The sequence below is a fragment of the Yersinia sp. 1252 StPb PI genome (assembly GCF_048593885.1).
Taxonomy (GTDB): Bacteria; Pseudomonadota; Gammaproteobacteria; order Enterobacterales; family Enterobacteriaceae; genus Yersinia; species Yersinia enterocolitica_E.
Window position 1 is genome coordinate 1 of sequence record NZ_JAZGQE010000156.1, and the last position, 11,134, is coordinate 11,134.

The following is an 11,134-nucleotide window of genomic DNA, read 5'->3' on the forward strand; positions in this document are numbered from 1 at the left end:
GGCTCCTCTGACTGGACTCGAACCAGTGACATACGGATTAACAGTCCGCCGTTCTACCGACTGAACTACAGAGGAATTGTCTGAACGGGGCGAATAATAGCGGGGTATGAGGAACATGTCAAAGGGGAAACAGTAAATTTGGATTGTTTGCTTACAGTTTGCGCAACTTATTGAGAATTTTGACTTTTAGCTCAATCCTTGCGCAAAAAGCGGCCGATTGTTTAACGAAAGAGCGAGCAACGTATTGTTACGCTGCTCGCCAACAAGTCTACTGGGGTGTATCAGCCAGAACAAACATGCCATAGGGATGGATTTGCAGATAATAACTGTCACCGGGGGCGGGTTGCAGTTGTGTGGCATTTACTTGCAATAGCAAAGATTGACCTTGCCAATCCACCAGTACCTCATATTGCGGCCCCATATAAGCCACTTTATTAATAGTACACCGCTGGCTTGGCTCACCTTGCTGACTTAGCGTGATAGCCTCTGGTCGTACACCCACGGTGGACTGTTGCCGTTGGGCGGCAAATCCCTGTGGTTTAGGGATGTGATAACCGAAGATTTCAACGCTACTGCTGTGAATAGTGGCTGGAAAGACGTTAGCGTCGCCCATGAAACTGGCCATAAAATGCGAGGCGGGGTGGCGATACAGTTCTTGTGGCGCACCAATTTGCATTATTTTACCTTTATTCATCACCAGCACGGTATCAGACACGGCAAAGGCTTCACTTTGGTCGTGGGTAACATACAGCGAGGTAATAGTAAACTGCTGTTGCAATTCTCGAATTTTATCACGCATGCTGCGGCGCAAATTAGCATCCAGATTACTGAGCGGTTCATCAAAAAGCAGCACTTTAGGTTTGAGGATTAGTGCCCTGGCCAGCGCAACACGTTGTTGCTGCCCACCGGATATTTGATCCACGAAGCGATCGGCAAAGCCGTCTAAATCTACTAACGCTAAGGCTTCTTGTACACGACCTCGAATCTCATCTTTCGGCCGGCCCAGCATTTTCAGACCATAGCCAATGTTTTCGCCCAGTGACATGTGCGGGAACAAGGCATAGGACTGGAATACCATGCAGATATCCCGCTGCTGGATAGATCGGTCAGTCACATCTTCACCATCGATAAAGATTTGTCCGCCGGACGGTTTTTCTAGCCCGGCAACCAGCCGTAATACCGTGGTTTTACCACAACCCGATGGCCCCAGCAGGGTGACCATTTCCCCTTTAGGGATAGCCAGATTGAGACTGTCAATCACGATATTGCTACCAAAACGCTTGGTGACGTGTTTTAGCTCGACGAAATGTTTCTTATCGCGAGTGACTGTCTTTTGCTCTGACAGATTTTTTTGAGTAGATACTGTATTTATAGTAGACATAGCATTCAGCCTTATCAGTACGTCATTATTCAGCATTACTGGCTTTCGAGCGGGCAGTACGCGCTTCGCCAACCAGATAATCAAACAGGAAGATGATGGCGAGCATGACCACAATCAGAATCGAACCATAAGCGATGGCAATACCGTATTCGCCATCTTCTACCCGGTTAAGGATGTAAGAGGTGGCGACCCGTGTATCAGGTGTTACCAGGAAGACGATGGCACTGACGGTAGTCATGGCGCGCACAAAACTGTAAATCAGCGCCGATAGAATCGCCGGGCGTAGCAACGGCAGTAGAATATAAATCACAGTACGCAGCGAACCCGCCCGCAGACTAAGTGATGCCTCATCCAATGATTTATCCAGTTGTCCCAGCCCGGCAATCCCCGCGCGTATCCCTACCGGCACATTACGCATCACCATAGAGATAATAACGATGGCGGCAGTACCGGTCAGGTACACCGGGGCACTGTTAAAGGCCAGAATATAGGACACCCCCGCGACCGTACCCGGTACCGCGAAGCACAACATGGTGCTGAATTCGATGGTTTTTTTACCACGGAACTGTTGGCGCACCACGATATAGGCAATCAGCAGACCAAAGGCGGCGGTGATAGGGGCAGCAATACCCGCATAGAGCAGCGTATCGAGCAGAGAAGGCCATGCGCCGTCACTGAAACCTTGACCAAATAGCTGATTAAAGTTATTCAGCGTCAGGGTGTAATCGACCCCCCAGTTGACGGTGAAACTGCCGTAGAAAATGCTGCCATACAGTAAGACGTTAAAGGCAATCCACACATACAGCATGGCGGTGGTGCCCCACACCAGTGATACCGGTAATGGTTGGACATCGCCCCGAGAAGACTTACCAGAAATGGTGACGTAAGAGCGTTTACCTATCCACATATACTGAATGCAGAAGATAAACAGTGAAAACATCAGTAAGATAACCCCCAGCGTGGAGGCGGCTGGATAGTCAAGTTGTGCACCCGTGATATAGAAGTAGATTTGGGTAGCCAGCACGTCAAAGTTACCACCCAACACTAATGGGTTACTGAAATCAGCCAGTGATTGCACAATAACGATTAGGAATGAGTTGGCCAGCGCCGGTTTTAGCAAGGGTAAAAACACCTGCATAAAGGTCTGCCAACGGCTGGCCCGCAAGGTATAAGAGGCTTCCTCCAGCGACGGGTGGATAGTTTTGATTGCGCCATCGAGGATCATAAATGACATCGGCGTAAAGGCTAAAACTTGTGCCAGCCAGATGCCGGTGAAGCCATATAACCAGTTAGTATTGGTCAGTCCGAACCAAGTGACCATCAACTCTGTCACATAGCCGGAGCGGCCCATCATCAAGGTTACACCCAGCCCGACGACAAAGGGTGGGGTAACAATAGGCAGAATTGAGAAGATGCGCCCCAGCAAAGCGGAGCGTTTGGCAATACGCGTGGTATAGATAGCCAGCACCATACCGAAAAAGGTACAACCTATGCCAACCGCCACCGACAGCAGGAACGAATTCCAGATAACTTGCAGGATATGCGCTTGACCGAGGATTGCCATAAACTGCCACGGTGCAAAAGCGCCACTCTCATCGGTAAAGATCGGGATAAAAATGGCAATACTGGGGAACAGAATAAAAACGGTGATCAGGGCAATGATAGTCACCAGTGATCCGAGTACAAAACGGTCACCACCCAGCCATTCAAGGCGCGCCAGCGCCAGAGTAATGATTGCCCCCAGAGCGATAAACAGCCCGATAGTGGCAAATCCTAACCCGCGCCCGAGCCAGGCTGAGCTTACCACCACCAGCAGTGCGCAGAATAAGGCATAGCCTGCATCAAACAGATGGCGGTAGCGATGTTCGCGACCAACGGGTGACAATGGCCTGAAAAGCAGCAGTAACGGCAGGCCAAACCACAGCGTACTGATATTAAGGCCAGACCAACCATAAGAGGCCAGTAGCTCCGAACGACTGGCCTCAAGCAGGCCGTAATCCAGGCTAAACGTGGGCAATAGGGCAAAAGCAGCCACGGCGAAAGCCAGCCAATAGAAAATGGCATCCCGTGTCTGCGGGAGCCGCAGAGCATGTGCATGTGTCATGGTGTTCCCCAGATACCCTTTGTCCCTGGCGTTACAGCAATGTTCGCTTACCTTGCGAACCGGCATGAATGCTATTCAAACCGGTCCCCGACCGATCTGTTATTCACTTGCTGTAACGCCAATGACTCGGTTATAGAAATAAATTATTTATATGAGTCGGAGTCCTTTGTGGGCTTTTATTGGCCCATCTTGACGTCGTTGACCCACTTGGTGATCAGCTTCTTACGCATTTCTGTGGCACCATAAGTGTCCATGTCGTAGTTAATCAGCTTCAGATCATCCAACTTGAGCGAGTTAGGTGAGGTTGCCGCCGCGGTATTGGTCAGAATCTGGTAGGACTGGCCCTTCTGCCATGCCAGTTCTTGTGCCTCTTTTGACAACACCCAATCAACAAATAACTTGGCATTATCCAGATTACGAGCACCCTTTAGGATACTGACTCCGCCGATTTCATAGCCGGAACCCTCACATGGCGAGATCAATTTCAACGGTGCGCCTTTCTCTTTTTCCAGTGAGTAGTCGTGCAGGAAGCCAATACCAATTGTGGTTTCGCCACGGGCAGCATTCCGGGCCGGGGCAATACCGGATTTGGTGTATTGCGACACGTTGGCATTCAGTTTTTTCAGGTAATCGAAGGCGGCATCTTCACCCCATAATTGTGAAAAAGTTGCCAACGCGGTGTAGGCGGTACCGGAGCTTTGCGGATCAGCAATTTGAATTTCACCTTTGTAAACTGGGTTGGTCAGGTCTTTCCAACATTTTGGCTCTGGCAGACCTTTTTCTTTCAAGCGGTCGGTATTCACGCCCATGCCTAAAATGCCGATGTAAACCGCTGAAGAGTAGTTACCTTTGCGTTTGGCCGGATCACGGAACTGCGGCATGATTTGCGCCAGATTAGGTGACTGGTAAGGATAGAGCAGGTCCATTTCACCCGCTTGAGATTGTGGATCCAGAGTACCGCCATACCAAACATCGGCCTGCGGGTTCTTTTTCTCAGCATCCACTTTGGCCAGCGTGCTGCCGGAACCATTACGAATAAAGCTGGTTTTTACATCGTATTTTGCCCCAAAGGCTTTGGCTTCTTCTTCACACATCGCATTGGTGGCACTGCAATAAATCACCAGACGGCCTTCGGCTTTGGCGACAGTAGTCAAGGCGCTCAGGGTGAGGCCGGCGGCAATCAGAACTGAGAGTGGTGCGAGTTTCATAACATTATCCTTTTATCCCTTTTTGTCGCCGATACGGGGTGACAGGTCGGGCTGATGTTGTAGGGGCGAGATCGTGCTGACTTCACGTAACGTACTGTTTTATTTTCTTTTTTAGGTACTACTCACCTGCGCTCCATTGCGGGCTAAAGATTATCTTTATCTTGTGGGGCGAATCTCTTTTGCGCGGGTTCCAACCCCGACAAATTCATACCGGTCATTAATAGCGGCATTAATAGCAACCCAACTCCGGCTGATGCCAGCGTCAGTAAGGCAAAAAAACCTTGCCAGCCATAATGTTGCAATACTTGCGCCAGTGGCCATCCCGCGAGTGCTGCACCGAGGTAGGCAAATAATCCGAGAAATCCCGTGACCGTACCGGCGGCGTCTTTATGGGTATATTCCGTTGCCGCCAATCCAATCAGCATTTGCGGCCCGAAAACAAAAAAACCGATACTGAAAAACGTCACTGACAGCAGCGGATAGTTATGTACCGGTGCCAACCACAGCGCGGTCATAGTCAGAAATAACCCCAGCGCGAATAACAAAATCATCGGTGCCCGCTGACCACGAAATAACAGATCTGATCCCCAGCCAGCAAACAGCGCGCCAAATAATCCACCTAACTCAAATAGCGATAACGTGGCATTGGCACTGAGCAAATTGACTCCATGGCTCTCCGCCAGCCAGATATTGCCCCAGTCGTTGAGAGCAATGCGGATCAAATAGACCAGCACATAAGAGACCCCCAGCAACCAGATGGTGCGATTACCTAAAATGGCATCACGTAAAATACGCCCCATCGGCATCGGCGGGCTTTGTTGCTCCTGCCATTGATCCTGTGGATCGCGCCGCCATTGGCCGATAGTCGGCAAACCTTGCTGTTGCGGCTTATCGCACAACTGCCAGCACAGCCAAATCCCTAATACGATGCCTATCGCACCCGGTACCAGTAGTGCGGCTTGCCAGCCATAGTGCGAGGCCAGAAAGGCAGACAGCAGAGGCACTGCTGCCCCCCCGATGCTGATAGAGGTATTCCAGCATCCCCACCAGCTACCGCGTTCACTGCGTGAATACCATGTGCTGAGCAATTTGGCGCATGGCGGCCAGCCCCATCCTTGAAAGAAGCCATTCAAGGTCCACACAATTAACAGTGCGGGTAGGGTGTGGCATAGGGTGAACACCACATTCAGCACCCCGGTCATCATCAGGCCGATACCCATAATCCAGCGGGCTTGAGTCCGGTCGCTGACGATACCGGAGACAAATTTAGAACCGCCGTAAGCCAGGTAAAACAGGGTGCCGAGTAAGCCGATATCCCCTTTGTCCAACCCCAGTTCCAGTTGCATCACTGGCATCGCGTAATTGACACTTTTACGCGTTAAATAAAAAGCGGCGTAACCCATCACCATGGCGGCCATCAGGCGCGGCCGCCAATAGCGATAACGCGCATTCACCTGTTCCGGCGTCAAAGGCTCGGGGGGTAAAGTCTTCGACGACGTGTGCGATGCAGGCATGGATTCCTCCAGTAAGTGAGTTGAGTGTAGGGAAGGTGAAAGTGAAAGAGATGAGACAAGGTTTTAGGCGGCTAGGAATAATGCTTATTTATGAAGACTTTTGATTCAATTTTGTGGGCAGGTTCACAGTGTCATTACTGCGGACGTGAGTGGGTAGATTGACCACCACCCGGGTACCTAACCGGCGTTGCAGTAACCAGTCTCCCCCCAGTGCGCGCACCCGTTCTTCAATGCCACGCAGGCCAAAACCACCTCCTGGCGGTTGCACCGGAATACCCATGCCATCATCGCGCACGTCCAGCGTGATGATATTGTTACCGATGCGCAGGCTGACATGAATATTGCGAGCCTTGGCATGCTTATTAATATTGTTCAATAACTCCTGCACCAGTCGATACAGGGTGAATATCACCGCATCTTCACCAGGGTCGGGTGGCAGCGCATAATCCAGTTGGAAGTTGATACCTTGCTCGGCAAAAGCAAATTCGTCAGCCAGATGGTGCAGTGCTTGATCCAGCGGCATTTCATCCAGAACTGGCGGACGTAACTGGCGTAACAGTTGGCGCGTGGTTTGATGAATACGTTGCGACAGGGTACTTATCTGATTTGCTGCAGATTGCGCTGCCGCAGAGGGGGCGCTGCGGTTGACTAACATCGCCTGGATTTGAATTGCGGTGATATTCTGGCCAATTTCATCATGCAATTCGCGTGCGATCTCTTTGCGCACATCCTCCTCGGTATGCACCAACCGTTCCATCAGCTTACGGCGGGTTTGCAGTTCTTGTTCTAACTGATTGCGGTAACGGTGCAGATGTTGGGTCAGTTGCTGTTGGCGGCTGATGGCGATACCTAATGTCATTCCCAGTAAGGCCTGGGTCGAGAGGAACAGTTCCAGTTCCGACAGGTCATGAAAAGCGCCACTGGCCTGACGGGTGACTGTTATCATCAGGCTGCCTAATACCGCAGCCAATACCCCCCCTTGCCAACCGAATTTGTAAGCCATAAACACATTGGGCAGAAAAACAAAAATCAGCAACAGGCGCTCCATATTCGGCGTAATAGCAACCTGTATACACACGCCAATGGCAAAAATAAGCGAGCACCAAATCAGTAGCGAGGTACGCAGCGGCGGATCGGGCATCTGTTGGGAAAACAGGTTACGGATGTGCTGCTGCTTTAAATATTCATAGATAAGATAGGTAAAGGGGACTAGCAAAATACCGCCGGTAAAGGTGGCAAGCAGGGTCTGCGTTAACGATAAAGGCAGCCAAAAACCCAGTACGAAGCCGTGCAGTAAGCTGTTGCCCGTCACCGCAGTGAGTAAAAGTAACAGCCGTTGCCAATAAAGGGTGTAGTGATGCCAGAAACGTTGACTCAGCCAGGCGGGCAATAAACTCAGCGCCGATGAAAGCACAATTAAGGCAGTAACTTGCAACTTTTCGCTATACAACCACCACAACATCCCAGATTCGGCCAGCAGCAGTACCGGCCAATAACGGCGGGGTAGCAGAATCATTAAGGCCAGCCGTAGCCCTTGCGGCAGCAGTAAAACGGCGTGTAAGCCGTCATTACTGAGATAAAAACTGATGGTCCACAGGGCGAGCCAACTCAGAGAGTAGAAGATGGTCAGAAACAGCGATAGCCCCACCGACCGTAGCTGTAACATACTTAATTACCTGCCAACAACTGATGCTGTAGGGCAAAATGCACCAGTTCGACAGTGGTTTCACAGTTGAGTTTGCCCAGAATATTGGCTCGATGAACGTGGACGGTTTTGTGGCTGAGTGACAATTGCTCGGCAATGGATTTAACACTGATTCCATTGATTAACAATTGGAAAACCTCTTTCTCGCGTGGCGTTAATATTGCCAGTTGTGGCGGATGTTGTGGTATATAACGCAGTGCTCGCAGTGCGTCAGCACACAGATAGAGGCCGCCGCCATTGACCGTCCGCAGCGCCTGAACCAATTCATCCGGGCCACAGCGTTTAGTCAGATAGCCGCTGGCACCCGCATCCATCGCACTTTGCACAAAGGCGGTGGTGTCATAAATACTCAGAATAATTGCGCGAAAATGAGGCATGGTTTGACGCAGACGTTTGAGCAGACTTAGCCCGCTTTCATCCGGCATCGAAATATCCATAACGGTAACATGCACATCGATATTCGGTAGTTCGGCCCACGCCTGCGCTGCCGAACCATATTCACCAATAATGCGAATATCTTTTTCCAGCGAGAGCAGTTGGGCAAACCCAGAGCGGACGACAATATGGTCATCTATCAATGCAACATTAATCATGATTTTTCTGTATTACGGAACCTAGCCTGCATGATGCTCATCAATCTTTGTTGTAGCAATAATTGTTATCAAAAATGTTAGAGGCTTAACAGATGCAGGAAAAATCTGATTATTAACTAGGCAATTATTATCTGAGAAATGAAGCGCTCCACGTGATTGACGGTGGAACGCCTTTGCTGTCGAGTGGGGAGCTGTGCCAACTACGCTGATTTTTTACTGCGATAAATCCGCTGTGGCCTACCCACCTTGCCATAAATAATTTCTGCCTGTAGGGCCTGATTAGTGGCACAGAACTCCAGATAACGGCGTGCCGTGGTACGGCTTAATCCCAGAACCTGGGCGACAGTTTCTGCGGTGTACTCCGCCATGTTATCACTGAATAGGGTTTGGATTTTGTCCAATGTCATCTGGTCTATGCCTAATGGTAGCGTCACTTTCTGTTCACCACGGGCATAGGTATTATACATTTCATCGATCTGGCGCTGATTAACCTTGGTACCATCTTGTAATACCTGATGGCGGTGGCTGTAACGGGCTAATGACTGCTCCAACCGCTCATAGGCTACCGGTTTAATCAGGTAATCAAAAACCCCATAACGGATTGCTTCAGATACCGTCTCACTATCGCTGGCCGCAGTGACGAAAATAATGCCACCAGAGAAACCCTGTAAGGTCATCTCACGCAGTAATTCCAGGCCACTACCATCGGGCAGATAGTTATCCAGCAAAATTAAATCAGGCTTGAAACGCATCACCATGCTGCGGGTTTGTTGCAAATTACCCGCGAGCCAAACTTCGTGGCAATAGCTGCTTTGTTTGATAAATTCTGCATGCATCTCTGCCAGCGGTGTTTCGTCTTCTACCACTAAAATATTAAGCCATTCCATGGGATCTCCTCATCTTTGAGATCAACGCGTCTTCGGAATAAAGACCGTAAATAAGGTGCCGCGCGGCGGATTTTCTTCTATCGTAATGGTGCCGCCACTTTGCTGAACATAGGTGGCTACCAGGTACAGGCCGATCCCGTGTTCGTCTGAATTTTTAGAGCTGATACCGCGTTCGAATAAGCTATCTTGCAGTTGCGGATCGATACCGCAACCGTGGTCGGCAACCTCCAAAATCAAGTTATCCCCTTCATCAGAGAGGTAAATTTCAACCTGTTTATCGCATTCCGGGTTCTTCAAGCTAGCCTCAAAAGCGTTATCCAGTAAATTCCCCATGATAGCAGCCAATTCGTTCTCCCCGATGGTGGGCGGCAGTATGCCCAACTGGCAACCGGGAATAAAGTTCAAGCTCAGCCCTAACTCTTTGGCCCGGTGGTATTTACCGAAGAGTAAAGCGGCAATTTGCCGGTTACTGAACGCGGTGCGTAACATATCAATCAGAGCCTGATGGGATGAAGACTCGGTTTTTACCATCTCAAGTGCCCGATCAAACTCTTTCATCTGCAACAACCCACTGATGGTTGACATCCAGTTCAAGTGTTCATGGCGCACCGTGCGTAGATTCTCGACATATTGCTTAATCTGGCTCAGTTGGACGCTAAGAGTATGAATATCATCCTGGCTACGAAAGCTCACCACCCAGCCTTGAAACACCCCCTCTTCAGACCAAATACCCGCCCGATTGGCGATAGTATTCAAGCCATTAAAGGTACATAGCTCATCCTGACGGTTATCACCGGTTTGATCGAGGAAGAAATGGTCAGGTGAGACCACTTCACTGACGTTGCAACCTATTAACTGTTGTGGTGTGGCGGAGATGTGCAGCATTTTACGCGCATTTTGATTGATTGCAGTGATCCTTCCCTCAGGATCAACCGCCAGCAGCCCTTCAAATACGGCACCAAACAAGGCTTCTTGTTGGCGTAATACCCGCGCTATCTCTTTCGGCTCCATTCCCATCATTTGGCGGCGGATGTGGTGTGCAAACAGCCATGACAGCAATAGCAATACAATCAGCACCATGATAAACGAGTGAGTGAGTGGCAGCAGATAAATGAGTCGCCAGTGGTCAATCTTGCTGATGAGGTAGCCCAGAGAAACGACCCCGATGATTTGTCCGTGTTCGTCGCGGATCGGGGTTTTAGCCCGCATCGCTTCCCCCATCGAGCCTTTACCGAAAATGATATAACTTTCACCTCGTTCCAGCGCACCGGGTTTCGTCCATTGCATCGGATAACCAATCATTTGCGGATTAGGGTGATACAGACGAATCGACTGAGTATCGCCAATCACCAGATAATCAAGATCTGAGGTATCACCTAACCGCCCCACAATTTGTGCTAACTGAGCTTTATCGCGGCGTTTTACTGCATCCACCACCGAATCCATCGCGGCGATAATCTTGGCCTGATTCATCGCGGTTTTACTGACCTGATCCAGTAAATATTGTTCAAAACTGTGGCTCAGAAAACGATCAAGTGTACCAACCAAAATGATCGAGACGGTTAATAGCAGCAAAAATATACGCAGTGGGAAGGCAATATTCTTCAAGCGACTCCATTTCAGACCGTGCCATTTTAATTTGCGTAATGGGGAAGAACCTGAAGAGGAACTGGGCATGCTACTCACCTTAATTAACATATGGACCATTAGCACAGGCATTAACATAAGTGAATTTAAGCAAT

At 49.8% G+C, this 11,134-nt stretch carries 8 protein-coding genes and 1 tRNA gene; all 9 read right to left on the minus strand.

Annotated features, from left to right (window positions below; genetic code table 11):
- Window positions 1-2 precede the first annotated feature (2 nt).
- The 9 genes from V2A85_RS18435 to dpiB all read right to left on the minus strand — a co-directional run bounded on the left by V2A85_RS18435 (window position 3) and on the right by dpiB (window position 11,090).
- Window positions 3-75: transfer RNA gene (locus V2A85_RS18435), tRNA-Asn, on the minus strand.
- 193 nt (window positions 76-268) lie between these two features.
- The gene (gene fbpC / locus V2A85_RS18440) at window positions 269-1,381 is read right to left on the minus strand and encodes a ferric ABC transporter ATP-binding protein (RefSeq protein ID WP_420072053.1); all 1,113 of its coding nucleotides are present in this window, start codon (window positions 1,379-1,381) and stop codon (window positions 269-271) included.
- 25 nt (window positions 1,382-1,406) lie between these two features.
- Window positions 1,407-3,485 (minus strand): ABC transporter permease, encoded by a 2,079-nt coding sequence (locus tag V2A85_RS18445; RefSeq protein ID WP_372558558.1) that lies wholly within the window; start codon window positions 3,483-3,485, stop codon window positions 1,407-1,409.
- A gap of 176 nt (window positions 3,486-3,661) precedes the next feature.
- A complete protein-coding gene (locus V2A85_RS18450) occupies window positions 3,662-4,693 on the minus strand; it encodes an ABC transporter substrate-binding protein (RefSeq protein WP_420072054.1) in 1,032 nt (343 codons plus the stop codon).
- A gap of 143 nt (window positions 4,694-4,836) precedes the next feature.
- On the minus strand, window positions 4,837-6,207 hold the full coding sequence (gene uhpC, locus V2A85_RS18455; RefSeq protein WP_420072055.1) for an MFS transporter family glucose-6-phosphate receptor UhpC: 1,371 nt from the start codon (window positions 6,205-6,207) through the stop codon (window positions 4,837-4,839).
- Between the two features lie 88 nt (window positions 6,208-6,295).
- Window positions 6,296-7,873: an MASE1 domain-containing sensor histidine kinase gene (locus tag V2A85_RS18460; RefSeq protein WP_420072056.1), complete on the minus strand. Its 1,578-nt coding sequence runs from the start codon at window positions 7,871-7,873 to the stop codon at window positions 6,296-6,298.
- 2 nt (window positions 7,874-7,875) lie between these two features.
- The gene (locus V2A85_RS18465) at window positions 7,876-8,505 is read right to left on the minus strand and encodes a response regulator (RefSeq protein ID WP_083159218.1); all 630 of its coding nucleotides are present in this window, start codon (window positions 8,503-8,505) and stop codon (window positions 7,876-7,878) included.
- A 200-nt stretch (window positions 8,506-8,705) separates the two neighbouring features.
- Window positions 8,706-9,392 carry a two-component response regulator DpiA gene (dpiA, locus tag V2A85_RS18470; protein WP_420072057.1) on the minus strand — a complete coding sequence of 229 codons (687 nt, stop codon included), beginning with the start codon at window positions 9,390-9,392 and terminating at the stop codon, window positions 8,706-8,708.
- Window positions 9,393-9,413: 21 nt separating this feature from the next.
- On the minus strand, window positions 9,414-11,090 hold the full coding sequence (gene dpiB, locus V2A85_RS18475; RefSeq protein ID WP_372558563.1) for a sensor histidine kinase DpiB: 1,677 nt from the start codon (window positions 11,088-11,090) through the stop codon (window positions 9,414-9,416).
- Window positions 11,091-11,134: the final 44 nt, after the last annotated feature.

Bases quoted from the DNA above. Each gene is read 5' to 3' on its own strand.
- V2A85_RS18460 (WP_420072056.1), bottom strand. From the start codon at position 7,873: ATGTTACAGCTACGGTCGGTGGGGCTATCGCTGTTTCTGACCATCTTC.
- dpiB (WP_372558563.1), bottom strand. From the start codon at position 11,090: ATGTTAATTAAGGTGAGTAGCATGCCCAGTTCCTCTTCAGGTTCTTCC.
- V2A85_RS18465 (WP_083159218.1), bottom strand. From the start codon at position 8,505: ATGATTAATGTTGCATTGATAGATGACCATATTGTCGTCCGCTCTGGG.
- dpiA (WP_420072057.1), bottom strand. From the start codon at position 9,392: ATGGAATGGCTTAATATTTTAGTGGTAGAAGACGAAACACCGCTGGCA.
- V2A85_RS18445 (WP_372558558.1), bottom strand. From the start codon at position 3,485: ATGACACATGCACATGCTCTGCGGCTCCCGCAGACACGGGATGCCATT.
- V2A85_RS18450 (WP_420072054.1), bottom strand. From the start codon at position 4,693: ATGAAACTCGCACCACTCTCAGTTCTGATTGCCGCCGGCCTCACCCTG.
- fbpC (WP_420072053.1), bottom strand. From the start codon at position 1,381: ATGTCTACTATAAATACAGTATCTACTCAAAAAAATCTGTCAGAGCAA.
- uhpC (WP_420072055.1), bottom strand. From the start codon at position 6,207: ATGCCTGCATCGCACACGTCGTCGAAGACTTTACCCCCCGAGCCTTTG.